The following is a 26,505-nucleotide window of genomic DNA, read 5'->3' as shown; positions in this document are numbered from 1 at the left end:
TGAAAGCTTACTTTTTCTTGGTCATTTTATAAATCAAATAAACAAATCCAATTAAAAAATGAGCCATTATTACGCCAGCTACTATATATATTGTTAAATTTGAGCCGTCTCTCATCGTTAATATTTTCAACAAAAATAACAAGCTTTAAAATGTTTAAAAATGACATTTGTCATCTATTAATGAAATACAAATCACTTTTTTTAATTATTATTTTAACGGTTTTTAATTGTAAAAACGAGACAAAAAAACAAGTCCTTGAAGGCATAAATGGGAAATTATTACCATTAAAATATGCCAAAGGTTTTTCGGTTGAAGATTATGGAACTTATAAAATTTTAGAAATAAAAAATCCTTGGCCTAAAGCGGAAAGCGTTTTTAAATATATCCTCATCAATAAAGAAAACGCTGCAAAAACGACTTTTTCAACAGATGCTTATGATGGCATTATTATAAAACCCATTCAAAAAATAGTCGTCACCTCCACCACGCACATCCCTGCTTTAGAACTTTTAAACGTTGAACAAACTTTGGTTGGATTTCCAGGCATCGATTATATTTCTTCGGAAAAAACCAGACATAGAATCGAAAACGGATTGATCCGGGAATTGGGAAAAAACGAAGGCATTAACACCGAAGTATTATTGGAATTAAAACCAGATGTGGTGATTGGTTTTGGTGTTGATGGCAAAAGTCGGACGTTTGAAACGATAAAAAAATCGGGGATTCCTGTTATTTTTAATGGGGATTGGGTAGAAGAATCACCTCTTGCAAAAGCAGAATGGATTAAGTTTTTTGGTGTATTGTTCAATAAAGAAAAAGAAGCTGATTCTATTTTCAATACGATTGAAAACAATTATTTAGAAGCTAAAAAATTGGCGAAAAACACAAAAAACCAACCAACTATTCTAAGTGGCGCCATGCATAACGATGTTTGGTTTTTACCAAATGGCACAAGCACCGAAGCACAACTTTTTAAGGATGCCAATATTAATTATTTATGGAGTGACTCCGAAGGAACCGGTAGTTTATCACTTAATTTTGAAACGGTTTTTTCAAAAGCCAAAAATGCTGATATTTGGTTTAGTCCGTCGAATTACGTCAACAAAGAAGCTCTTAAAAATGGCAATAAAAATCATGCTTTGTTTAAAGCGTTTCAAAATAATAGTATTTATTCGTCCATCAATACGACTGGGAAATCAGGTGGAATTCTTTATTTTGAATTAGGCACTACCCGACCCGATTTGGTTTTAAAAGACCTAATTAAAATTTGTCACCCAGAACTCTTAAAAAATTATGACCTTTACTTTTTTAAACCTTTAGACTAATTGCCGAATTCCAATACATATAAACTGTCCTTTTTGGCATTGTCCATCTTACTTGTATTTTGTTTTTTAGCAAACATCAGTTTGGGGTCTGTTTATATCCCACTTAATGAAGTCTTCAATAGTCTTTTGGGAAACTCAACCCAACAAGAAACTTGGCAACACATCATTCAGAATTATAGATTGCCAAAAGCGATGACTGCTATATTAGTCGGCTCCGGTTTGGGCATTTCAGGATTATTGATGCAAACCCTATTTAGAAATCCGTTAGCTGGCCCTTTTGTTTTAGGAATCAGTTCTGGGGCGAGTTTGGGTGTGGCGTTGGTTATTTTAGGTTCATCTATTTTTGGCGGTGTTTTTGCTCTATTTTTAATCTCAAAATGGAGCATTGTTATTGCCGCTAGTTTAGGTAGTTTTTTAGTCTTGCTGGCTGTTTTAATGGTGTCGTTAAAAGTGCGCGATACCATGGCGATACTCATCATCGGACTCATGTTTGCAAGCATCACTTCCGCCATTGTAAGCGTGCTTTCCTATTTTGGGTCTGCTCAACAATTGCAACAATATATCTTTTGGGGTTTTGGTAGCTTAGGAAATTTATCTTGGGATGAATTAGGCATCTTTTTCATCATTTACTGTCTCGGACTCATAATCAGTTTAGCTTCCGTAAAATCATTAAACACCATGCTTTTAGGTGAAAATTATGCCAAAAGTTTAGGTTTGAACATTAAAAGAAGTCGGTTTGCCATCATCATGGCGACCAGTTTATTAGCAGGAACTATTACGGCCTTTGCTGGCCCAATTGCGTTTATAGGATTAGCCATTCCGCATTTAACAAGACAAGTTTTCAATACCTCAAACCATAAAATATTATTACCTGCTGTATTTTTATTTGGGGCGATTGTGATGCTTATCTGTGATAGTATAGCCCAAGTGCCCAATAGCGATTATACCCTGCCGATTAATGCCATTACATCATTAGTAGGTGCACCGGTTGTGATTTGGTTATTGGTTAGGAAACGGAAAATGGTGTTTTAAAGTAGATTTTAGATATAAGATTTAAGACGATAGACAAGAAACTAGTGGAAAAGGACAACCAACATATCATTTTAAAAACCAAAGATTTAGCGATTGGTTATGCTTCTAAAAAAGAGCGTACCGTTATAGCTTCCCATATTAATATTGAATTATGTAAAGGAGAATTGGTTGGTTTGGTTGGTGTGAATGGTGTGGGGAAATCGACGCTTTTAAGAACCTTAACCAACGTTCAAAATGGTTTGAGTGGTGATATTCTTATTAATGACAAAAACATCAAACACTATACGGCACTGGATTTAGCTAAAGTATTAAGTCTGGTATTAACCGAGCAACTCATGTCAAAAAATTTGTCGGTTTTTGAAATTGTTGCTTTGGGCAGACAGCCTTATACCAATTGGGTCGGTAATCTATCCGAAAATGATATTTCTATTATAAATACGGCCTTAACCCAAACCAATGTATGGGACTTGAAACATAAAAGATGTTTTGAAATCAGTGATGGACAATTACAAAAAGTCATGATTGCACGTGCCTTGGCTCAAGATACGGATTTGATTATTTTAGATGAACCAACCACACATTTAGACATTTATCACAAAGTATCCACCTTAAAATTACTGCAAAAATTAGCGAAGGAAACCAATAAAACCATTTTGTTTTCGTCACATGAAATAGATTTAGCCATTCAATTGTGTGATAGGTTGATTGTTATGACGCCCAATCATGTGGTGTCAGATATGCCTTGTAATTTAATAACTAAAGGCGTTTTTGATTCTTTATTTCCTGAGGATTTAATTGCTTTTGATGAAAAAACGGGGAGTTTTAGGGTGAAGAAGTAATCAGTTTTCAGTAGCAGTTTTCAGTTTTCAATTTACGTTAAAAACTTCGGTCTTCGGTCTTCCTTCTTCGGTCTAAAAAATATATCTTTGAATAAACTCTTTATTTAAATGAACGACAACATCATTCTAATTCTCGCCATTCTAATTTCTGGAGGCATTGGTACTTACATTGGCATGACCATTACCAAACTTAAAAGCAAAAGCGAACAAAGCACTTTGGAAGAACGTCAGAATCAAATGGGTTTAACCATTAACGATCTTAAGCAAACCCTTAGCAAAATTGAAGTTGAGCGTGATGATATTAGAAAAGAGAAAGAGTTTTTAAATGCAGAATTAACAAGACGGAATACGGAATACGAAAATCTCTATCAGCTTAATTTAAAGCGTGATGAAGAATTAGAAAAGCGCCAAGAGGAACTACGCAAAGATTTTGAGTTATTAGCCAATAAAATTTTAGAAGAAAAATCAGAAAAATTTACGCTTCAGAATAAAGAAAACATCAAAAACATTTTAAATCCGTTACAAGAAAAAATTAAGATTTTTGAAGATAAAGTCGATTTAACACAAAAAGAAAGCATCAGTATGCATTCGGCTTTAAAAGAACAATTGATTGGTTTAAAAGACCTAAATCTATTGATGACCAAAGAAGCCACCAATTTAACAAGAGCCTTAAAAGGTGATAGTAAAATGCAAGGAAATTGGGGCGAGCTGGTTTTAGAACGTGTTTTAGAAAAATCGGGACTAGAAAAAGACCGTGAGTATTTTGTACAACAAAGTTTTGTGCGCGAAGATGGTTTTAGAGTGATGCCCGATGTGGTTTTACACCTTCCCGATGGTAAAAAAATGATTATAGATTCTAAAGTGTCATTAACGGATTATGAGCGATTTGTAAATGCAGAAGATGAGGATAAAGCTATGCTTTTAAAAGCACACGTGAATTCCATTAAAAGGCATATAGACCAACTTTCAGAAAAAAATTATCAGGATTTATACGATATAGAATCCCCGGATTTTGTGTTGATGTTCATTCCTATTGAACCCGCATTCGCCGTTGTTGTGAATGAAGACAATAGCATTTATAACAAAGCTTTTGAGAAAAACATTGTTATTGTAACGCCTTCTACCCTTTTGGCAACGTTGCGCACTATTGACAGTATGTGGAATAACGAAAAGCAACAACAAAACGCCATTGAAATTGCCCGACAAGCAGGTGCTTTATATGATAAATTTGAAGGATTGGTTATTGATTTAACCGGTGTTGGCAAAAAAATTGACGCTGCAAAAAGTGATTACTCCGCTGCTATGAGCAAACTTGTTGATGGTAAAGGAAACTTGATTTCTAGTGTTGAAAGACTTAAAAAAATGGGCGCTAAGGCTAAAAAAGCACTACCCGAGGCGATACTAAAACGTGCTGAAGACCACTAAAAAATAACACATGAAAAGAGTTCTAATAAAAATTGGAATTGGTATTGGTATTATATTCATAATACATCTCTGTTTTCTTTATTTTGCAAGCTACAGTACAGGAGTAAGAGCGGGCGAATTGATTAAATTCAGTCATAAAGGCGTCATGTTCAAAACTTGGGAAGGCGAAATAAGCCAAGGCGTTTCTGAATCCCAACGATTCGTATTTTCGGTACAGGACAAAGAAAAGCAAGTGATTGAAGATTTGAATAATTTTCAAGGCAAAATGGTGAAACTCCATTATTTTGAACGCTACAAATTATTATTTTGGTTGGGAGACACCAAATATTTTGTCACAAAAGTCGAACTACAAAAATAAACACATAATATGATGTTTAAAACCACGGAAGAATCTCAAGTAACCATGACCCAATTGATGCTGCCATCACATTCCAATTTTAGTGGAAAAATTCATGGTGGCTATATTTTAAGTTTGATGGATCAAATTGCCTTTGCTTGTGCGTCCAGACATTCCAGAAACTATTGCGTTACCGCATCTGTTAATAAAGTCGATTTTTTAAACCCCATTGAAGTCGGCGAATTGGTTACTCTCAAAGCATCGGTAAATTATACGGGCAGAACTTCTATGGTTATTGGTGTGAGGATTGAATCTGAAAACATTCAAACGGGAGAACGGAAACATTGTAATTCATCCTATTTTACAATGGTAGCCAAAGACGAACATGGAAATAATGTTCCAGTACCAGGTATTATATTGGACTCGGTTAATAAAGTGCGCCGTTATGCCAGAAGTATTGCACGACAAGAACAAGCCAAAAATAGAACAACAGCTTTTAGAACCTCGGAATTTAAAATGGAATTGTATTTAGATTCTTTGAAAAATCAAAATGCTAAAATTGAACTTATATAAAATTTTAATAGCTAATAAAAAATGCCGCTAATTGCGGCATTTTTTTTATTTATTAAGATACATTTTTCGTCTGGAATACAGCTCGTAAAACTCATCGTCCTTTAAGCTATCGATAAACAAAATGCTTTCTCCAGTACTCTTCATCTCAGGCCCCAGTTTCTTATTGACATTATGGAATTTATCAAACGAAAATACAGGCTGCTTAATGGCATATCCCTGTAATTGTGGGTTGAAATTAAAATCTTTTACTTTCTTATCACCCAACATCACTTTCGTAGCATAGTTTACATAAGGTTCGCCGTATGCTTTTGCAATAAATGGTACGGTTCGCGAGGCTCTTGGATTCGCTTCAATAATATAAACTAAATCGTCTTTAATGGCGAATTGGATATTTATTAAACCAACCGTATTCAATGCCAAGGCAATTTTCTTGGTGTGGTCTTTTATTTGCTGCATCACCAAATCGCCCAAATTGAATGGTGGCAACATGGCATTACTATCACCGGAATGGATACCACATGGTTCAATGTGTTCCATGATACCTATTATGTAAACATCTTCACCATCGCAAATAGCATCAGCCTCAGCTTCTATCGCACCTTCTAAATAATGATCTAACAGCAATTGATTTCCTGGCATTTGGCTCAACAAATCTACCACATGCTTTTCTAAATCTTGTTTGTTGATGACGATTTTCATGCCTTGTCCACCAAGCACATAAGAAGGTCTTACCAAAATTGGGAAATCCAACACATCAGCAATCGCCGAAGCTTCATCTGCTGTGGTCGCAATATCAAATTGCGGATAAGGAATGTTATTTTCTTTCAATAAGTTAGAAAAATGTCCTCTATCTTCGGCCAAATCCAAGGATTCAAAGCTGGTTCCGATAATTTTAACACCATATTTGGTTAATTTTTCAGCAAGTTTTAAAGCCGTTTGTCCACCTAACTGAACAATAACACCTTCTGGTTTTTCATGTTTTATGATATCATAAATATGCTCCCAAAATACAGGCTCGAAATATAGTTTATCGGCAATATCAAAATCTGTTGAAACCGTTTCGGGATTACAGTTAATCATGATGGTTTCATAGCCACATTCAGCAGCTGCTAAAACTCCGTGAACACAGCAATAATCAAATTCAATTCCTTGTCCGATGCGGTTTGGTCCCGAGCCTAAAACAATGACTTTTTTCTTATCGGTAACCACACTTTCATTATCTGCATATCGTTTACCATCAGCAGTTTCCATATCACTTTCAAAAGTGGAATAGTAATAAGGTGTTTGCGCTTTAAATTCCGCTGCACAAGTATCAACCAATTTATAAACACGATTCACACCAAATTCTTCACGCTTGTTGTAAACCTGACTTTCCAAACAACCCAGCATATGCGCAATTTGTCGGTCACCATACCCTTTTTGTTTCGCTTCAAGCAATAAGTCTTTTTGAATGGTATCAATTTTATATGTCGAAATCTCTTTTTGCAACAGGAATAATTCTTCGTACTGCTTTAAAAACCACATATCAATTTTAGTGATTTCGTGAATTCGGCTTAACGGAATTCCCATAGCAATGGCATCATAAATAATGAAAACCCGATCCCATGATGCATTGGTAAGCTTTTCTATAATTTGGTTGTAATCTTTATTTTCTTTGCCATCTGCTCCTAAGCCATTTCGTTTAATTTCCAAAGATTGGGTTGCTTTATGAAGCGCTTCTTGGAAAGAACGACCAATACCCATCACTTCTCCAACGGATTTCATTTGAAGTCCCAACGTTCTATCAGAACCTTCAAATTTGTCAAAATTCCAACGTGGTATTTTTACAATAACGTAATCTAAAGTCGGTTCAAATAATGCTGAAGTCGATTTTGTAATTTGATTTTGAAGTTCGTCTAAATGATATCCTAATGCCAATTTCGCGGCAATTTTTGCAATTGGATATCCAGTCGCCTTACTTGCCAAAGCTGAAGAACGAGATACACGAGGATTAATTTCAATAGCAATAATATCTTCTTTTTCATCTGGAGATACAGCAAATTGCACGTTACATCCGCCAGCAAAATCACCAATGCTACGCATCATGTGGATGGCCATATCACGCATTTTTTGGTAGGTTCTATCACTTAATGTCATAGCTGGAGCAACCGTAATGGAATCTCCTGTATGAATGCCTATCGGATCCATATTTTCTATGGAACAGATAATAACCACGTTGTCATTAGAATCCCTAAGTAACTCTAACTCATATTCTTTCCAACCAATTAAAGCTTTATCAATCATAACCTCATGAATTGGAGAAACCTCTAATCCACGCGTTAATAACTCATCAAAATCCTCTTCTCTATGCACAAAAGAAGCACCAGCTCCACCCAAAGTAAAAGAAGCTCTAATTATTAAAGGAAATCCGAATTCCTGAGCAATTTCTTTACCTTTTAAGTAAGACGTCGCTGTGGCTTGTGGCGCCATTGGGATACCTATTTTAAGCATCAATTCCCTAAATTTCTCTCTGTCTTCAGTAATATTTATGGCATCAATATCGACACCAATAATAGCGACATTAAAATCTTTCCAGATACCTTTTTCATCAGCTTCAATACATAAATTTAAGGCTGTTTGTCCTCCCATGGTTGGTAAAACGGCATCAATTTGTGGATGTTCTTTGAGGATTTTAATAATTGATTTGGTGGTAAGCGGAAGCAAATACACATGATCGGCCATCGCTGGATCGGTCATGATAGTTGCCGGATTGGAATTTATAAGGATGGTTTCAATTCCATCTTCCTTAAGCGATCTTAAAGCTTGAGTTCCCGAATAATCAAATTCGCACGCTTGTCCAATAACAATAGGACCTGAACCAATAATTAAAATAGATTTTAGTTGTGAATTTTTAGGCATTTTTAATGTTTAAATAGTGTATTACAATATGTTACAAAAATAGGCATTAGCAGACATAAAAAAAGGCATTACACTTAAGTAACACCTTTTAAATATTAACAATTGTTAATCATTATTTTTTATGTCTTGACTCCGATGACACAGACAATTTTTTTCTGCCTTTAGCTCTTCTACGAGCAAGCACTTTTCTTCCATTGGCAGAAGCCATTCTTTCTCTAAAACCATGCTTGTTTCTTCTCTTTCTTTTTGATGGCTGAAATGTTCTTTTACTCATTGTCTTATATCTTTAAAATCTGTATTGTATTTATCTATATGGTGTTTCTCCAAAACTGGGGGCAAATATACAAAGAGTTTTTACTTTGACAAACCTTATTTTAAAAATATTTTTTTATTGATGAAATTTTAAAATTCAACACCAAACACCCGTATTTAATTATGTTAATCCCCTCATTTTTGTTAAAAACCTATATAGTTCTTTCCATAAAAATTTAGTTTCTTTGTACACCGAAAGCAAAATCAAATCAATGTCTGTTTTTTTTAAGGGAATATTGCTGTTTACAGCCCTATTCTCTCATGTTGTATCTGCTCAAAACATCCTAGAATATCATTTAAAGGTCGGCGATAGCATGACTGTATTTCAAAAAGCAACGCAAGATATTATCCAAGAGTTGGATGGGACAAAACACGAGTTGAAAAACATCATTGAAGCTGATTATACGTTTGTTGTTTCACAAAAAACCGATAGTACGTATATTATTAATTTTAATTTTGATCGATTTAAAATGATAACAACTTCCAATATTTATGGAGAAGTTAATAATATTGACACAAAAAATAGTATTTCAAAAGATGATATCCAAGCCCAAGTTTTTTCAGGAATGATTGGTGCCAAATTAAAAATGGAATTGCTTAAAAACGGTAGAATAAAATCTGTTTCTGGAACAGAAAAAATGATTACTAAAATGATATCTAAGGCTGGAATTTCTGATGAACTCACAAAACAAGTCATGGTGGAAAGCATGAAAAAGGAATTCGGGAACAAAAGTTTAGCTCAGAGTTTTGAACAGATGACTTTTATTTACCCGAATAAAAAAGTAAAGATAGGCGACACTTGGGTTAATCATTACAAAGGTACTTTGGATGCTAAAAACACTTGGAAGCTGGATGCCATAACCGAAAAAACATTGGAATTGAGTGCCAATAGCGATATTACCATGTCTACTAAGCAAGAAAACCTATCTATGACATTAACTGGCAAACAACAAACCAAATTAACCGCTAGTAAAACATCTGGATTCATTAAAGACATGGTCGTGAAACAAACGGCCAAAGGCGTTTCAGTAATGACACAAATGGAAGACATGGACATACCAACCACTATAACATCGACTACAACCTATAAAACAATTAAACATGTACAATAAAATTATAAAACTCATTATTGTAGCTGCTATTAATGCATATGCAGTATATCAATTTACAGAAAACAATATTGGCAATGGCATCATGCTTATATTACTATCATTAATTTTTGTGTTTTTATATTTTAAAAATGAATTTATCCTTTTAGCATTTTTAAGATTGCGTAAACAAGATTTCCAAGGTGCCAAAAAATGGCTGGACAAGATTAAAAACCCAGAATCTGCACTTGTAAAAAAACAACAAGGGTATTTTAATTATTTGCACGGGATTATGGTATCTCAAACCAATATGAATGAAGCCGAAAAATATTTTAAGAAGGCAGTGGAATTGGGATTATCCATGAACCACGATTTGGCGATGGCAAAATTGAATTTATCTGGTATTGCCTTTTCTAAACGCAGAAAAATAGAAGCTGAAAAATTGCTCTCTGAAGCCCAAAAATTGGATAAACAAGGCATGTTGACCGACCAGATAAAAATGATGAAAGAGAACATGAAACGTGCCCAAATGCCAAATCAACATTTTGGTGCTGGAGGCTCCATTAGAGCACAGAAAAAGAGAGGATAGTCTTAATTTACTTTTAGATAGATATAAAATTCAACTTACCATTTGAAATTTCACTGGAGTATTCAATTCTAAGCTGGTTAATTTTATCATGGAAGAAAGCATAAATTCTTTTAGAGTTTTTTTCGGCTTTGGCTACATCCGTAAAATCTTCTTTCATATATCTTGATATGGAAAACAAGGTTCTGGGAAACTCATATATAATTAGCTTGTTATCTTCAACATTAGCACGGATCCAAAAGGGTTCACTAGAGGTTTGTTCCCTAACATATACAATATCAGAATTCATTTCTACTTTTTCACTATAAGCATTAAGGGATGCTAAACTGACTGGCATACCAATTTCCACCCGTATGGCATCCGATGTAAACGTTTTAATACTGCCATCTGGAAATGAAAAATGTATCGGTGTTTTTGTTTTAAGCAACTTCCCTAACCTTCCCGTAAAATTCATAAAATAGCCTGTTGCTAGAATTTCGGCAAGCGACTTTTTATAGGCTTTTACATTTTCATAATAAAAGACCAGCGCTAAAATAATAGATAAAATAAGACCTATAACAATGGCAACCCACATATTTGGAAAAAACTCTGGAGCAATGCCTTGCAAATAACCACCATAAGTACCTGCTGTTGGAACAACAGAATAAAATAAGTCCTTAATTGGAAAAAACTTAAAACTTAATTTCATTATATAAAACTTTGTTATAAACCAAGCCTGATATTTCCTTCCTCATCATATGCATAGGTCCAATTCTTACTTGATAATGAGCTAGGGGTTGAGCTAAGTACTCCATCATTAGAATAGGTATAAACACTATTTGTATAAGATGCATAGTTGTTTTTTGATAATGATCTTTTAAAAGTTTCATCAAACATAAAAAGATTTTTTGTTGGGTTTGATGCATTATCGTAATTACTGAAAACTTCAACGATTTTCTGAATTGGTATAAGCTTCTTATCTATATCTTCATAAGTCTGCCTGATAGTAATTATACTATCAAGATTATCTTTTTGATTATAATAATATAAAGAATTATCATAAAACCGTCTACCAATGGTAGAAGAATTAATTTTCTTAGTTAAATAAGCTTTAGTCAATAATTTATTCTGGTTATAGGTATATTGAATGGTAACAGTGTCTTTATCACTAAAATTTCCGGATGCGCCCAATTCTAAAATTGTTTTTTTTATCATGTGGCCATCATTACTTAAATCTATTGTTCTCAATCTGTTATACAATCTATCGATTGATGGATTATATGATTTTTTTTCAATTATAATTTTATTTTTTGAATACGATAATTCATCGACTATATCTTCGTGAAAACTAGAATTAAAAACATAACCTAAACTATTAAAACTTAGCAGAAAATCCCCTTTTCGCTGGGCAAGTTTATTTTTCGAATATTCAAGTTGAACTAGAGGGTAGTATCCTCCATAACCATAAAGTGGATCTATATTAGGGCCATAATCCATGTATAATGCATAATAGCTTTCTAACTTTAAGTTGTCATTCAAAGGAACATCATCTTTATCACAAGACAATAAAGAGACAGCAACAAATAGTAAAATAAATTTTTTCAATATGTCCATAGAAAATTAAAGCACGTTATATCAATTATAATACCCTTTTTCAGGAATATCAATAACATATTTTTTTCTAGTTTTATTGATAAGATGTCTATCTCTAAGCCAAGGGTTGTGCAGCTTCAGCACTTTATAGTTGATACCATATTTTTCGGCAAATTTGGTAAAATCCGTTACCGAAGAATCCACTTCAACTTTAAAGGTGGGGATATTATTGTATAAATCTTTTTCCCTAAAATTAAAGCCATATTTATCTGGATTGGTTAAAATTTCCTTTAAAGCAACAATCCTAAATACATAGCGTCCTGTTTCTTCCCCTAAAAGCAAATCGTAATAACTCTTCACATTTTGTTCTTTCATACGTCTAGAAACGCCTGCATTACCAGCGTTATAAGCAGCAGCAGCTAATGTCCATGAACCCAAATCTTGTTTTGATTTTTTCAAATATTTACAGGCAACTTCAGTAGCTTTTTCTAGACTATACCGTTCATCAACATTATCATTAACCTCTAAGCCGTTCTCCCTGCCAGTAGCGGGCATGATTTGCCAAACGCCTGTTGCGCCTGCTGGTGACACCACGTTGGTCAGTCCGCTCTCAATAACTGCTAAATATTTAAAGTCTTCTGGAATCCCATGTTTTTCAAGTATAGGCTCTATAATTGGGAAGTATTTTTTGGCTCGTTTAAACATTAACAAGGCGTTTGATTGCCAATACGTGTTTACCAACAATTCTCTGTCCATGCGCTCATAGGTGTCTGGATCTTTAAGGGGCATGGGCTCTCCAGCAAAATTTAATTCATCTGGTATTTGCAGCGCGTAAACGTTATAATCGTTGATGAGTTGTTTCTCGAAATTCTCATCGGTTGGCGCATCTTGTAGGGCATATACAAATAGGGCGCATAAACTTAATAATCCTACCAATGCCAACGTTCTCTCTATAATTTTCATAACTAATAAGTTTTGTTTAAAGATAAAAAAAATAATTTTAAGTTTTAATGCTCGTTTCCCAAAATTAAGGATGGTAAATGTTCATTAAACCATTTGTATTTATTAATAATCATGATATGTGAACCATTTTTTATAGTGATACAATCCTTGATATTTTTAATGGGAAATACCGTATCATTTTCACCGTGTATGTGAATAATATCTGGACTCGGCACTTCTTGATTCCAACAAATCATGTTTTTAATAGCCCAACTTAAATAACGGCTATCATTAACTGATAAATATTTTTTGTACAAGTCCAAACGCTTTGTTACATTAGTTCCAAAGGCATATTTGGCAAATAAATCTATATTACCGACTAATTGTGTGGGCAATAATTTATAAGCCATAGTCATTTTTGCAAGTTGCATGTGTTTTGGTAATTCATATAATGATTTAACGCTAGAAATGATAATTAATTTTCTAAGGTTTATATGTTTGCTGATTTCTTGAACGATTACACCCCCAAAAGACACTCCAATTAATGCCACATTATCATGTTTTATGTTTTTTGATATACGCAAAGCATAGCCTGTAATAGACTCGTTATCAACTGGTAACAACCACTCCAAATAATGAATTTGAAATTGGTTTTCTGGCAATTTAATGTATTCAAAAATTTTAGGGCTGGCAGCCATACCTGGCATGAAATAGACATGTATTATAGGTTGATACATAAGGTTTTAACAGGTATAACCCTTTTTATTAAGGATTTTTTGTTGTATATTTGCATAGCAAAGCTACAAAATAGTCTTCCATTATTTAGATTCCATTTAATTAAAAACATATACCATGATTGATGTTGCTGAACTAATAGACAATGATTTCTTACGCCAATATGAAATCAGAATTGATGACCACCTCGCTAAAATTGAGTATTCTTTGCAAGACCGAAAGATTTTTTTAACAAAACTCATCATTCCAGACGCTATTAAAGACGATGAATTTAAAAAACAGTTTTTATGTGCCGTTTTTGAACAAATTGAAGAACGCAATTTAAGTGTTGTACCAACAAGTCCTGAAATTGCTAAGTTTGTAAGGAGTAACAGAAAGTATAAGCGTATGCTTCCTGTGGGAGTTATTATTTAGAATCTTAAAAAAGACCAAAAACAAAACATCCAAAGTTAATAAACTTTGGATGTTTTGTTTTTTATAATACTAGTTCTTTCACGAAATCGAACCGAACCAAGCCATCATCATCAATTTTAGTGAGTTCAATATCGTGTAATGTATTGACTAATTCCGGATTCCAAGGCACTTTTACTTTTACATAATTTTCAGTAAAACCATGTATGTAGCCTTCCTTATTTTCGCCTTCAAACAACACGGTTCTTTTGGTTTTTAACTGACTTTCATAAAATGCACGACGTTTTTTAACCGACAAACCTCTTAACATTTTACTGCGCTTATTCCTCACATTCATTGGTACAATGCCTTCCATTTCGGCTGCTTCGGTATTATCGCGTTCAGAATAAGTAAACACGTGTAAATAAGAAATATCTAAATCATTTAAAAAATGATAAGTTTCTAGAAAATGCTCGTCCGTTTCCCCAGGAAAACCAACAATGACATCCACACCAATACAAGCATCTGGCATGACTTCCTTTATTTTAGACACTCTATCTACATACAATTCCCGCATATAACGGCGTTTCATTTTTTTAAGAATGTCATTACTACCACTTTGCAATGGAATATGAAAATGAGGTACAAAGGCTCTGGATTTAGACACCAAATCAATGGTTTCGTTTTTTAAAAGATTGGGTTCGATGGATGAAATTCGCAATCGCTCAATCCCTTCCACTTTATCTAATTCAGTAACCAAATCCAAAAACGTGTGTTCGTGCTTTTTATTTCCGAATTCCCCTTTACCATAATCACCAATATTAACGCCAGTCAACACAATTTCTTTTATATTTTGTGCAGAAATTTCGCGAGCATTATTAAGCACATTATTCATCGTATCACTTCGTGAAATACCACGAGCCAACGGAATGGTACAATAGGTACATTTATAATCACAGCCATCTTGAACCTTTAAAAACGCACGCGTTCTGTCGCCTATGGAATAACTTCCCACGTAAAAATCGGCTTCTTCAATCTCGCAAGAATGCACTTCTCCAAAGTCGTTTTTAGATAAATCGTTTATATAATCAGTGATTTTGAATTTTTCCGTCGCACCCAACACCAAATCCACACCATTTACATCAGCTAATTCCTGAGGTTTCAATTGGGCATAACAGCCAACAGCCGCAACAAAGGCCTTCGGATTGGCTTTTTGAGCTTGTTTTACGATGGTTTTAAAACGTTTGTCCGCATTTTCAGTTACCGAACAGGTATTAATTACGTAAATATCAGCATGTTCAGAAAAGTCCACACGGTCAAACCCCTCATCCGTAAAACTTCTGGCAATCGTAGAGGTTTCAGAAAAGTTAAGTTTACAACCTAATGTATAAAATGCGACTTTTTTTCTCATTAATTTTATAGTCGTTTCCGCAAAGGCAGAAATCTCATTATATTTACCTTCATTAAAAGACTGCAAATTTACAACTAATAAGTTATATGATAAAACTTCCATTGAAACAAATAAGCAACTATTTATCAATTAGTTGCGTGGTTTTATTTATATACTCTTGCGGAACTAAGAACAATTCAAATACAGAGGAGGACGTTTTTCGATACAACGAACATAAAAATATAGGTTCGTTAGATCCCGCATTTTCAAAAGATATCTCAGATATATGGGCAACGAATCAACTCTTTAACGGATTGGTTCAAATGGATGGGAATTTAAATATTCAACCAAGTATTGCTAAAAGCTGGACGATTTCTGAAGATGCCTTAACATACACCTTTTCATTGCGTGATGATGTATTTTTTCATAAACATGAACGATTCGGAAAAGATTCCACAAGGACAGTAAAAGCATCGGATTTTGAATATAGTTTAAACCGATTAATCGATAAAAAAGTAGCCTCGCCAGGCGGTTGGGTTTTGGGAAAAGTAGAACGTTTTAAAGCTGTGAATGATACGCTTTTTCAAATTCAATTAAAACAACCATTTCCAGCATTTTTAGGACTATTGACTATGAAATATTGCTCGGTTGTTCCTAAAGAAATTGTTGAATTTTATGGTAGCGATTTTAGGTCACACCCTATTGGTACTGGTCCTTTTAAATTTAAACGTTGGGAAGAAAACTTAAAATTAGTCTTTAGAAGAAATCCGAATTACTTTGAAAAAGACAGTTTAGGCCATAATTTGCCTTATTTAGAAGCCGTTGCTATTACTTTTTTACCCGATAAACAAAGTGAGTTTTTACAGTTTACACAAGGAAATATCGATTTTATGATTGCGTTGGATGCGTCCTATAAAGATGAAATTTTGACTGCTACTGGCGAACTCCGAAATGAATATTCAAACGATGTTGATATGGTTCGTGGCCCCTATTTAAATACCGAATATTTAGCGTTTTATTTGGATTCAGAGATTCCTGAAATACAATCGGAACTCATTAGAAAAGCCATTAATTATGGTTTTGACAGAAAAAAAATGATGGTTTATTTACGCAATGGCATTGGCATTCCTGCCGAAGGTGGTTTTATACCAAAAGGGTTGCCGAGTTATAGTGAAACACTCGGATTTAATTATAAACCTGATATTGCAAAACAATTAGTTGAACAATTTAAAAAGGAAAGCGGAATTCAAAATCCAGAAATTTCGATTACAACAACGGGGAATTACTTGAGCTTTTCTGAATACATTCAACGTGAGCTTCAAAAAATCGGACTCACAGTAAATATTGACGTGATTCCAGGAGCAGCCTTAAAAGATGCTAAAGCCAATGGAAAACTTGATATTTTTAGAGCCAGTTGGGTGGCGGATTATCCTGATGCTGAAAATTATTTATCACTTTATTACAGTAAAAATTTTGCGCCTGATGGTCCCAATTATACACATTTTAAAAGTGACTTATTTGATACGTGGTATCAAGAAGCTTTTACGGAAACCAATGATGAAAAGAGAAACTTACTTTACACTAAAATGGATTCCTTAATTATGAAACAAGCACCTGTAGTGCCTCTTTTTTATGATGAGATTATACGATTTAACAGAAAAAATGTCAAAGGATTAGAAGTTAATCCTGTGTATATTTTGGAATTGAAACGGGTTAAAAAAGATTAATTTACATCTTCAGCAGACTTACCTATATCTTCTATTTCATTTTTCAATTTATTATTGACTAACAGCATCTTTTTCTTCCATCTACTTTCCAGAATCATGTAAAACGCCCAATCTGCAATTAATCCAATAGGAATAGTTAACAAGTTAATCCCAAAATTATTCTCTAAATCAAGATCCCATTCAAAAATCAAAGCTAAAACTCCCAAAACCACTCCAAATAAAACTCCAGCTGCGTAATAAACAACAATACTTAAATAGCATACAGCCATTTATTTTGGCTAAATTCTTCAGCTAAATCATAAAACCGTTTTCAAATGAAGTAAATAAGTAAAATTCCTAACATAACTTATTTTTATTTTAATTCTTGTCTTGAGATTGATTTTTAAATAAAACTAAGCATCATTGTCTGTTTCATTCAAAACCTTAATTATTCTTTCTTTTACAATTCCAACAACAATTAAATATATAGAAATTCCATAAAAAAGCACTATTAAAAAGTTTGGAAAAGGCAAGTTTTTATTAAACGTATAAATAGCATTGAAACTCTCCACTAAAACAAATAATATGCACCCAAAAAGAACATACAAATAAGATTCTTTTGAAAATTTATCTTTACGTAAGTAAGCTAAATTCAGCATCAGCAGAGATATAAATAAAGTAATCAAACCCGGAATAAGAAAAGCCTGCAAATTTTTATAAACCACTGAAATAATAAAAGTGATAAATATATAGATTATCACTGAAAATGGGAGAAGTCTGGAAAATTCAAAATCTTCTTTACTTTTAAATTTTAGACAGAAAAACACTTTACCAAGTCCGAAAAAAAGCATACTTAGTGTTAAAAAAAGACTATTCAAATAGTTTAAAATCATAATATCACCTAAGAGAAAAAAAATGAATGCCAATAAAACATTTTGTTCTAATTTTTGGTTTTTGTGCTTTTTATTGAAGTAATAATAGGTAATTAAGGACAGTAAAACCAAAGGCTTTGTTAAAAATCTGTCATTCGGATTATTAGAGTAAATCTTCACATAAACATCAACTAAAAGAATTAATAAAAAAAATATTGCAAACCTTATATTATTTATGAAAATAGATTTAATCATTTTCCTTTAGTTGATTTTACGCTACGAAATATAATAAAATTATTACAATAAATTAATTAAGTCATCATTCTGTTGAAATAAAATAATAAATATCATCTTCTCCCTTACCTCCGCTACGCTTTGATGAAAAAAATCCGGTGCCATTCTTGGAATCTATAACAAAGGATAAATCATCTTGCTTACTGTTTATTGGTTCTGGTAATTTTTGAGCTTTATCAAAATTACCATCAATGTTCATTTTGCTTTTGTAAATATCAAATCCACCAAAACCATTCGGCCTGTTGGAAGCAAAATATAAGGTATTATCGTCACTGATAAATGGATACATTTCTTTACTAAAGGAATTAATTTTGGTACCTAGGTTTTTTGGTTCTCCATAAATATTATTTCCTAAAACATCTACTTTAAAAATATCGGAAGCACCTTTCGCTGCCTCACTTCCACCTCTAATGTTGGCTATAAAATATAATGTCTTTCCATCCTTGCTAAAAGTTGGATGTCCATAAGAATATCTTGGATCACAAAAAGGCAGTACTTTAAAATTTGTCCAACCCTTACCTGTTACAAATTCACCGACTTCAATATGAAAATTTTCTACGTTAAACTCGCCTTTAGGTTTGTTTTTGTTATTGTAAGTTACCGTGATATAAAGGTTTGTACCTTCAGGCGACAAGAGAACACTCGAAACATTCGTTATATTTGTTTCTGAATCTAATACTATAGGAGCTTCATTTACTATTTCGCCATCAATTATTTGAGCTTCAAAAATAGTCAGCGAAGGATTGCCTGAAACTGTTTTTATTTTCCCGCTTTTATTTAACAGATAAGAGATATAGTAAACTTTATTCTTATGGTAATTTAGACTAAAATGCGGCCGTTCATCATTTATTTTCAATTCTGAAATGACATAGGAGTCCTCTTGTGAAAACGCAAAAGGCATTATTAAAAATGAGAATAAAAAATATAAACACTTCATAATTAATTCGTTGATTAGAAGTAAAATATGAAAAGTTATTTATTCCCTTCTATATTTTTTCGTTTCTTCGAAGACGTGTTCCAAAATAGCTTTGTCCTGTTCGGTAAATGCCATATGACGTCTATCCATTACCTTTTCGGCAACTTCAAAAGCTTTTTTAGTTAAATAGGTTGTAAATCCGCTACTACCGCCCCAACTAAAACTGGGCACAAAATTTCTTGGAAATCCGCTTCCAAAAATATTGGCACTCACACCTACTACTGTTCCTGTATTAAACATGGTATTAATGCCACACTTACTGTGATCGCCCATCATAAGTCCGCAGAATTGCAGTCCGGTTTTAGCAAAACCTTCCGTTTGGTAATCCCATAGGCGCACTTCTTCGTAGTTATTTTTGAGATTAGAGGTATTTGTATCAGCTCCCAAATTGCACCACTCCCCTAAAACAGAATTTCCTAAAAAACCATCATGACCTTTATTGGAATACGCAAATAACACCGAATTATTAACCTCTCCTCCTATTTTACTGTAAGGACCAATAGTGGTTGGCCCATAAATTTTGGCTCCCATTTTTACAATACTTCCTTCACAAAGAGCAAAAGGTCCGCGAATGATGGAACCTTCCATAATTTCTGTATCTTTTCCAATATAAATAGGTCCTGTACTCGCATTGAGTGTTACAAATTGCAACTTGGCACCTTCTTCAATAAAAATATTCTCTGGGTCTATGACATTATTACCTGGAGGTATAGGCTTAGATTTTCTGCCTTCTGTCAATAGATTAAAATCGTCTTGAATAGCATCACCGTTTTTAGAAAAAATGTCCCAAGTATGCTCTATTTTAATACCATCATCATGATATTCTAAAGCTTCATAGGTTTCAAAATTAACATCTTCTTGCGTGTCCTTTGTGAAAAAAGCAATCACATCTTCTCCTTTAAAAACAGCTTGGTTTTCTTTTAAATTCTTAATCATTTCAACCAACTCTAAATTAGGGAGATAAGATGCGTTTATCATAATATTTTCATCCATTTCAACCATGGGGTATTTATCAGATAAATAATCTTCCGTAACCGTGGTTGTGGTAGAATCTAAAAACGTTTCCCATTTTTCCCTGATGGTTAAAATACCAATTCTAATATCTGCTACTGGTCTGGTAAATGTAAATGGCAATAGATTATTACGCGAAGGACCATCAAAAAGAATGTAGTTCATAATCAAGTTAAGAGTTAAAAGTTAAAAGTTAAGAGTTAAAAGTAGTTTGCTTAAAACTTAAACTTATTAGTTAACTATTCAAAAGTAGGCTAATTGCTTAAAATAAAAAAGCCTTTCAATTCTGAAAGGCTTAATAAATATATTATACAAACTAGTTTATTTGCTAAACTTAGAATATTTGTTTTTAAACTTGTCAATACGACCAGCAGTATCTACCAATTTAGATTTTCCAGTGTAGAACGGATGAGATGTTCTAGAAATCTCCATTTTAATAACTGGATATTCAACACCGTCAACTTCAATGGTTTCATTTGTTGCAGCAGTAGATTTTGTTAAAAACACATCGTCATTAGACATATCTTTGAATGCTACTATTCTATAATTTTCTGGGTGTATACCTTTTCTCATCGCTAAATGCTTTTATTCTTTTCAATTTTGGAAGTGCAAATTTAGGTAATTTTTACAAATTCACAATACTTTTTATAAATTTTTATTATCTCGCCTTTTGTAACGTTTTATTATATTTGAATACTAACTAAATATCTAACATTAAAGTTAAAAATCATGGAAAATTCTACAAAAACATTGGCTACTCATTACGGCCTTTATTTAGGTTCATTGCTAGCTATATTAACCGCATTAGCCTATGCTATAGATTTAAATTTATTAACCAATATGTGGTACGGTATTTTCATTTTTATTGCTATCATCGTTTTTGGAATCATTTCAGTAGCCAAAACCAAACAAGCACAAAATGGATATGCAACGTTTAAAGAATCATTCACTTCATACTTTATAACTGTGCTCATCGGACTTTTAGTAAGCACTATTGTTTCCTATTTGTTATTTAATTTTATAGATACTGAAGCCGCTGGGGTTTTAAAAGAAAAAACCGTTGAGAGTACTATTCAAATGCTGGAAAGATTCAATACACCTAGCGATAAAATTGCAGAAGCTGTTCAACAAATCGAATCCCAAAATCAATATTCTATACTAAACATCTTAAAAGGACTTGCAGGATATTTGGTTTTCTTCAGTGTTATTGGCCTTATCGTTGCTGCAGCATTGAAAAAAACTGACCCAAACGCATCATAATTTCTTTACCTTTGTAGAAATTAGAAAGGCCTTTTAAATGAATATATCTGTAGTTATCCCACTACTTAATGAACAAGATTCTTTAAACGAATTACATGATTGGATTGCAAAAGTGATGCAAACCAATCATTTTTCATACGAAATTATTTTTATTGACGATGGTAGTACCGATGATTCATGGCATGTTATCAAACAATTATCAACCAATAACAAACATGTAAAAGGCATTCGCTTTTTTAAGAACTTCGGAAAATCGCAAGCGCTTCATGCTGGTTTTGAAATGGCTCAGGGTGACGTTATCATTACCATGGATGCCGATTTACAAGACAACCCAGAAGAAATTCCAGATCTTTACAATATGATTATTTCTGATGGTTTCGACTTGGTTTCTGGTTGGAAAAAGAAACGTTACGATTCTATACTTTCTAAAAATTTGCCTTCCAAATTATTTAATTGGGCCGCCAGGCAAACTTCTGGTGTTAAGCTAAATGATTTTAATTGCGGCTTAAAAGCTTATAAAAATGATCTAGTAAAAAACATTGACGTAAATGGCGAAATGCACCGTTACATTCCTGTTTTAGCTAAAAATGCCGGGTTTATAAAAATTACCGAAAAGGTTGTTCAGCACCAAGCCAGAAAATATGGGGAAACCAAATTTGGGATGGATCGTTTTATCCATGGTTTTTTAGATTTAATAACCATTTGGTTTTTGTCCCGCTTTGGCAAACGCCCGATGCATTTATTTGGTGCTTTAGGTGCCATCATGCTTATTATTGGTTTTGGCTTTTCACTGTATTTGGGCATTGACAAAATCTTTTTGAACCCAACTGGTAGATTGATAACTCAAAGACCGCAATTTTATATTGCACTGTCTACTATGATTATAGGGACTCAATTTTTTGTAGCTGGTTTTTTAGGGGAAATCATCCTTCGTACCAAACAAGATAAAAAACGCTATGCTGTAAAAGAATATCTAAATTTGAATTAAAAACATTAAACTATATATTGATTCTATATTTCAAAATTTAATGTTAAGTTACAAATATGCTTTATAAAAACCTAAAACTAACCTCTTAATTATATATTTTTGTAATGTTCCAAATGACTATAATCATTAAAAATTTTAAACACCACAACCATGATTTATATTGAGCCAAAAATTCTTGATAGAATAAACAAATGGTTAACGCCATCTTTTGATAAAGAAACTCAAGATTTCATTAAAGATAGTATTGCCCACAACCCTAAAGACATTCAAGAAAGTTTTTATAAAGATTTAGAGTTTGGAACTGGTGGTATGCGTGGTGTTATGGGTGTTGGAACCAACAGAATCAACAAATATACGCTAGGAAAAAGCACGCAAGGGCTAAGTGATTATTTACATACATGTTTCCCTAATGAAACACCTAAAGCCGTTATTGCTTTTGATTGCAGACATAATAGCAAAACCTTGGCCAAAGTGGTTGCCGATGTATTTTCAGCAAACAATATTGAAGTGTATTTATTTGAAGATTTACGCCCAACCCCAGAATTATCATTTGCCGTAAAACATTTAAATTGTCATTGCGGCATTGTTTTAACAGCGTCGCACAATCCTCCCGAATATAATGGTTATAAGGTATATTGGCAAGATGGCGGTCAGTTAGTACCACCACATGATGAAGCCGTAATTAGAGTTATTGATAAAGTTGAATATTCAAACATAAAATTTCAACCTAATACTAGTCTAATCCATTACATAGGCAAAGATGTAGATAATGTATTTATTGACGCTTCAGTAAAAAATGGGTGTGTTGGGGGTTCTCAAGAAGCGAAAGATAATTTAAAAATTGTGTTTACATCGCTACATGGTACATCCATCACTGCCGTACCAGAAACCTTAAAACGTGCTGGCTATAAACATGTACATATAGTAAAGGAACAAGAAGTGCCTGATGGGGATTTCCCAACAGTAGCATCACCAAACCCAGAAGAACCCGCTGCTTTAAAAATGGCCTTGGAACTTGCTGATAAAGTGGGTGCTGACATCGTTATTGGAACCGACCCAGATTGTGACCGATTAGGTGTAGCCGTTCGTAATTCTGAAAATAAACTACAATTATTGAACGGAAATCAAACCATGTTAATGATGACCGATTTTTTATTGAAAAAATGGAAATCGGAAGGTAAAATTAAAGGAAAGGAATTTATTGCCTCCACCATCGTTTCTACACCTATGTTAACCAATCTAGCAAACGCTTATGGCGTTGATAGTAAAATTGTGCTGACTGGTTTTAAATGGATTGCTAAATTAATCCATGATTTCCCTGAGCTTGATTTTATTGGTGGTGGTGAAGAAAGTTTTGGTTACATGGTAGGAGATTTTGTTCGTGATAAAGATGCTGTAACGTCAACGCTTTTGGCTTGCGAAATTGCGGCCATATCAAAAGCAAATGGTAGTTCGTTTTACAATGAACTATTAAAACTGTATGTAGAACATGGTTATTTTAAAGAAAAATTAGTGTCATTAACCAAAAAAGGTATTGAAGGGGCTCAAGAAATTAACCAAATGATGATTGACGCCCGTGAAAATCCATTTAAAATCGTTAACGGTTCTAAAGTGGTTAAAATTGATGACTATGAGTTATCCATATCAAAAAATATGTTAACTGGTAAAGAAGATGTTCTTGATATACCAAAATCAAACGTACTAATTTACCACACCGAAGATGGTAGCCAAATAGCTTTAAGACCTAGCGGTACAGAGCCGAAAATTAAATTTTACATCAGCGTCAATACAAAACTGGAGTCCGTTTCAAAGTTTAAAGAAACTGAAGCGGCGCTTGACGTAAAAATTGATGCTATTTTAAAAGACATGAAACTTAGTTAATGGGGCACTTTCGAAATATTTTACGGTACGCCATACCTTATAAAAGTTATGCCATAGGACACATTATTTCTAATGTGTTTTTTGCTTTATTTGGAGCTTTGTCATTTATTGCTTTAATTCCAATGCTTGATGTTCTATTTAAGGAAAAAGACCCTTCAAGTAAATTAATCATAAAAAAGCCAGTCTATGAAGGTATTGGAAGTCTAAAAAATTATTATCAAGATACAATGGCGTATCAAGTACATGAGTTTGCACAAGATGACAAATCTAAAGCATTGCTTTTAGTCATTACATGCATCATCATTTTGTTCTTATTAAAAAACATTTTCGGGTATTTAGCGAACTACTTCATGGTTTTTTTAAGAAATGGTGTGGTAAGGGACATCAGAAACAACATTTACAAAAAAACAGTCGAATTACCGCTTTCTTTTTTTTCTGAACAAAGAAAAGGTGATATCATGGCTCGTGTTACCAACGATGTTTCGATGCTGGAATACTCTATGTTACCAGTTTTAGAACTTATAGTAAGAGAACCGCTAACGATAATCTTCACTATAATAATGATGTTGATTATTAGTCCTAGCCTTACGCTATTTGTTTTTATTTTTATTCCTATTTCAGGAATCATTATTTCTTATGTTGGTAAAAGCTTAAAAAGAAAATCCGATCGCGTTCAAAAAGAGCAGGGTATTATATTATCCACTTTGGAAGAAACACTTACAGGACTCCGTATCATTAAAGGATTTAATGCCGAAGAAAAATTTAATGATAAATTCCAAGAGTCCACAACCCGATTTTATCACTTTTCAAATAAATTATTAAACCGTCAAAATTTAGCATCACCAACTAGTGAGTTTTTAGGGATTTTAGTTATTTCAATTCTTTTATGGTATGGTGGCCAATTAGTTTTAGTTGATAATTCATTAGATGGAAGTTCATTTATTGCGTACATGGGTTTAGCTTACAATATATTAACACCAGCTAAAGCTATTTCAAGAGGATTGTACAATATAAAACAAGGTGGCGCTGCTGCAGAACGTATTCAAGAAATTATAGATACGCCAAACCCTTTAAGAGATAAAGCAAATGCTATTATTAAAACAGGTTTTGATTCTGAAATCATATTTGAGAACATCTCATTTAAATACCAAGATGAATATGTTTTAAAGAATTTTTCATTAACCATTCCAAAGGGAAAAACCGTGGCATTGGTTGGGCAATCTGGTAGTGGTAAATCGACTATAGCTAATCTTATAACCCGTTTTTATGATGTCAATGAAGGCAGGATTTTAATTGATGGCCTCGATATTCGCGAGTTAACAACCTTATCTTTACGCAGCCAACTTGGCATTGTTACACAAGATGCCATTCTTTTTAATGAAAGCATTAAAAACAATTTGAAAATAGGCAATGATCATGCATCCGACGAAGACGTTATTGAAGCCTTGAAAATTGCGAATGCTTGGGAATTTGTAAAAGACTTACCAAACGGCATAGAAACAAATATCGGCGATTCAGGAAATAAATTGTCTGGAGGTCAAAAACAAAGATTAAGCATTGCAAGAGCCGTTCTTAAAAGTCCGCCTATCATGGTTTTAGACGAAGCAACTTCAGCTTTAGATACCGAAAGCGAACGATTAGTTCAAATTGCATTGGAAAATATGATGAAAAACAGAACATCCATCGTTATTGCGCATAGATTATCTACGATTCAAAATGCCGATGAGATTATTGTATTAAATAAAGGCGAAATAGTAGAAAAAGGCAAGCACAACCAACTCATTGCCAATAATGGTGTTTATAAAAAATTGGTGGATATGCAAAGTTTCGACTAACAACGAAACTTTATAAAATAAAAAAGGATAGAGATTTGGGGGTTCTATCCTTTTTTTTTTCGTTCATCGCTAGACTTGGGGAAGACTAACAACATAAGTAGGTTTCTGAAGCAAACTTAAAACAAAAAAAAATATCTCACAAGAAAAATTGCATTTAATCGTATTTAAAATGCATTTAATCGATTATTTTTGTTTAAAATATTGATTATCAGAATATTAATTTTTTAATAAAAATTG

The 26,505-nt window shown here is 33.3% G+C and carries 26 protein-coding genes; 14 read left to right on the top strand and 12 right to left on the bottom strand.

The genetic code is table 11. The features are described 5' to 3' along the window. The first annotated feature begins 180 nt into the window (after window positions 1-180). From CDH50_RS12675 to CDH50_RS12650, 6 genes are all read left to right on the top strand, one after another. The gene (locus CDH50_RS12675) at window positions 181-1,326 is read left to right on the top strand and encodes an ABC transporter substrate-binding protein (protein WP_100612656.1); all 1,146 of its coding nucleotides are present in this window, start codon (window positions 181-183) and stop codon (window positions 1,324-1,326) included. Continuing rightward, window positions 1,327-2,358: a FecCD family ABC transporter permease gene (locus CDH50_RS12670; RefSeq protein ID WP_100612655.1), complete on the top strand. Its 1,032-nt coding sequence runs from the start codon at window positions 1,327-1,329 to the stop codon at window positions 2,356-2,358. Between the two features lie 44 nt (window positions 2,359-2,402). Beyond that, window positions 2,403-3,197 (top strand): ABC transporter ATP-binding protein, encoded by a 795-nt coding sequence (locus CDH50_RS12665; protein ID WP_100612654.1) that lies wholly within the window; start codon window positions 2,403-2,405, stop codon window positions 3,195-3,197. A 108-nt stretch (window positions 3,198-3,305) separates the two neighbouring features. Then, on the top strand, window positions 3,306-4,622 hold the full coding sequence (gene rmuC / locus CDH50_RS12660; protein WP_100612653.1) for a DNA recombination protein RmuC: 1,317 nt from the start codon (window positions 3,306-3,308) through the stop codon (window positions 4,620-4,622). 10 nt (window positions 4,623-4,632) lie between these two features. Then, complete coding sequence (locus CDH50_RS12655; protein WP_100612652.1) at window positions 4,633-4,980, top strand: 6-phosphogluconate dehydrogenase; 348 nt, start codon at window positions 4,633-4,635, stop codon at window positions 4,978-4,980. A gap of 12 nt (window positions 4,981-4,992) precedes the next feature. After that, window positions 4,993-5,532, top strand: a complete 540-nt coding sequence (locus CDH50_RS12650; RefSeq protein WP_394337013.1) for an acyl-CoA thioesterase — start codon at window positions 4,993-4,995, stop codon at window positions 5,530-5,532. Window positions 5,533-5,577: 45 nt separating this feature from the next. Here CDH50_RS12650 and carB read toward each other — a convergent pair whose 3' ends face one another. Together carB and rpmH are read right to left on the bottom strand one after the other, a co-directional pair. Continuing rightward, window positions 5,578-8,430, bottom strand: a complete 2,853-nt coding sequence (gene carB, locus CDH50_RS12645) for a carbamoyl-phosphate synthase large subunit (RefSeq protein WP_100612650.1) — start codon at window positions 8,428-8,430, stop codon at window positions 5,578-5,580. Between the two features lie 112 nt (window positions 8,431-8,542). Beyond that, window positions 8,543-8,704 carry a 50S ribosomal protein L34 gene (gene rpmH, locus CDH50_RS12640; RefSeq protein ID WP_038527912.1) on the bottom strand — a complete coding sequence of 54 codons (162 nt, stop codon included), beginning with the start codon at window positions 8,702-8,704 and terminating at the stop codon, window positions 8,543-8,545. Window positions 8,705-8,954: 250 nt separating this feature from the next. On the opposite strand from rpmH, the gene CDH50_RS12635 reads away from it, so the two are divergent. Together CDH50_RS12635 and CDH50_RS12630 are read left to right on the top strand one after the other, a co-directional pair. Beyond that, on the top strand, window positions 8,955-9,854 hold the full coding sequence (locus CDH50_RS12635; RefSeq protein ID WP_100612649.1) for a DUF6263 family protein: 900 nt from the start codon (window positions 8,955-8,957) through the stop codon (window positions 9,852-9,854). Further along, window positions 9,844-10,419, top strand: a complete 576-nt coding sequence (locus CDH50_RS12630; RefSeq protein ID WP_100612648.1) for a hypothetical protein — start codon at window positions 9,844-9,846, stop codon at window positions 10,417-10,419. The genes CDH50_RS12635 and CDH50_RS12630 overlap by 11 nt, the downstream gene beginning before the upstream one ends. 13 nt (window positions 10,420-10,432) lie before the next feature. On the opposite strand, the gene CDH50_RS12625 is transcribed toward CDH50_RS12630, so the two are convergent. Genes CDH50_RS12625 through CDH50_RS12610 form a run of 4 tightly spaced genes read right to left on the bottom strand, consistent with a single transcriptional unit; the run spans window position 10,433 to window position 13,667 of the window. Next, on the bottom strand, window positions 10,433-11,104 hold the full coding sequence (locus tag CDH50_RS12625) for an STING domain-containing protein (protein WP_100612647.1): 672 nt from the start codon (window positions 11,102-11,104) through the stop codon (window positions 10,433-10,435). 14 nt (window positions 11,105-11,118) lie between these two features. After that, complete coding sequence (locus CDH50_RS12620) at window positions 11,119-12,000, bottom strand: hypothetical protein (protein ID WP_157804988.1); 882 nt, start codon at window positions 11,998-12,000, stop codon at window positions 11,119-11,121. Between the two features lie 30 nt (window positions 12,001-12,030). Then, the gene (locus CDH50_RS12615; protein ID WP_100612645.1) at window positions 12,031-12,951 is read right to left on the bottom strand and encodes a lytic transglycosylase domain-containing protein; all 921 of its coding nucleotides are present in this window, start codon (window positions 12,949-12,951) and stop codon (window positions 12,031-12,033) included. Window positions 12,952-12,995: 44 nt separating this feature from the next. After that, complete coding sequence (locus CDH50_RS12610; protein WP_100612644.1) at window positions 12,996-13,667, bottom strand: alpha/beta hydrolase; 672 nt, start codon at window positions 13,665-13,667, stop codon at window positions 12,996-12,998. Between the two features lie 115 nt (window positions 13,668-13,782). On the opposite strand from CDH50_RS12610, the gene CDH50_RS12605 reads away from it, so the two are divergent. Then, entirely contained in the window at window positions 13,783-14,079 is a 297-nt protein-coding gene (locus CDH50_RS12605) for an N-acetyltransferase (RefSeq protein ID WP_100612643.1), read from the top strand. Between the two features lie 61 nt (window positions 14,080-14,140). Here the strand turns inward: CDH50_RS12605 and mtaB are convergent, their stop codons facing one another. After that, a complete protein-coding gene (mtaB, locus tag CDH50_RS12600) occupies window positions 14,141-15,466 on the bottom strand; it encodes a tRNA (N(6)-L-threonylcarbamoyladenosine(37)-C(2))-methylthiotransferase MtaB (protein WP_100612744.1) in 1,326 nt (441 codons plus the stop codon). Between the two features lie 86 nt (window positions 15,467-15,552). Between mtaB and CDH50_RS12595 the strand changes: the two genes are divergently transcribed. Then, complete coding sequence (locus CDH50_RS12595; protein WP_100612642.1) at window positions 15,553-17,172, top strand: ABC transporter substrate-binding protein; 1,620 nt, start codon at window positions 15,553-15,555, stop codon at window positions 17,170-17,172. On the opposite strand, the gene CDH50_RS12590 is transcribed toward CDH50_RS12595, so the two are convergent. From CDH50_RS12590 to CDH50_RS12570, 5 genes are all read right to left on the bottom strand, one after another. Next, window positions 17,169-17,441: a hypothetical protein gene (locus CDH50_RS12590; protein WP_100612641.1), complete on the bottom strand. Its 273-nt coding sequence runs from the start codon at window positions 17,439-17,441 to the stop codon at window positions 17,169-17,171. The genes CDH50_RS12595 and CDH50_RS12590 overlap by 4 nt on opposite strands. 123 nt (window positions 17,442-17,564) lie before the next feature. Beyond that, entirely contained in the window at window positions 17,565-18,278 is a 714-nt protein-coding gene (locus CDH50_RS12585; RefSeq protein WP_100612640.1) for a lysoplasmalogenase family protein, read from the bottom strand. 64 nt (window positions 18,279-18,342) lie between these two features. Next, window positions 18,343-19,254 carry a TolB family protein gene (locus tag CDH50_RS12580; RefSeq protein WP_100612639.1) on the bottom strand — a complete coding sequence of 304 codons (912 nt, stop codon included), beginning with the start codon at window positions 19,252-19,254 and terminating at the stop codon, window positions 18,343-18,345. A 39-nt stretch (window positions 19,255-19,293) separates the two neighbouring features. Beyond that, window positions 19,294-20,469 carry a GlmU family protein gene (locus CDH50_RS12575; protein ID WP_100612638.1) on the bottom strand — a complete coding sequence of 392 codons (1,176 nt, stop codon included), beginning with the start codon at window positions 20,467-20,469 and terminating at the stop codon, window positions 19,294-19,296. 156 nt (window positions 20,470-20,625) lie between these two features. Further along, a complete protein-coding gene (locus CDH50_RS12570; RefSeq protein ID WP_100612637.1) occupies window positions 20,626-20,877 on the bottom strand; it encodes a type B 50S ribosomal protein L31 in 252 nt (83 codons plus the stop codon). A 156-nt stretch (window positions 20,878-21,033) separates the two neighbouring features. Here CDH50_RS12570 and CDH50_RS12565 point away from each other — a divergent pair, with 156 nt between their 5' ends. From CDH50_RS12565 to CDH50_RS12550, 4 genes are all read left to right on the top strand, one after another. Then, complete coding sequence (locus CDH50_RS12565) at window positions 21,034-21,564, top strand: DUF4199 domain-containing protein (protein ID WP_100612636.1); 531 nt, start codon at window positions 21,034-21,036, stop codon at window positions 21,562-21,564. Window positions 21,565-21,601: 37 nt separating this feature from the next. Then, entirely contained in the window at window positions 21,602-22,552 is a 951-nt protein-coding gene (locus CDH50_RS12560) for a glycosyltransferase family 2 protein (RefSeq protein ID WP_100612635.1), read from the top strand. Window positions 22,553-22,702: 150 nt separating this feature from the next. Then, on the top strand, window positions 22,703-24,433 hold the full coding sequence (locus CDH50_RS12555; protein WP_198513495.1) for a phospho-sugar mutase: 1,731 nt from the start codon (window positions 22,703-22,705) through the stop codon (window positions 24,431-24,433). Beyond that, entirely contained in the window at window positions 24,433-26,268 is a 1,836-nt protein-coding gene (locus CDH50_RS12550; protein ID WP_100612634.1) for an ABC transporter ATP-binding protein, read from the top strand. The genes CDH50_RS12555 and CDH50_RS12550 overlap by 1 nt, the downstream gene beginning before the upstream one ends. The last annotated feature ends 237 nt before the right edge of the window (window positions 26,269-26,505 follow it).

Origin of the sequence: Confluentibacter lentus (assembly GCF_002806995.1) — a bacterium.
Classification (GTDB): Bacteria; Bacteroidota; Bacteroidia; order Flavobacteriales; family Flavobacteriaceae; genus Confluentibacter; species Confluentibacter lentus.
This window is presented reverse-complemented; position numbering and strand designations above follow the sequence as displayed.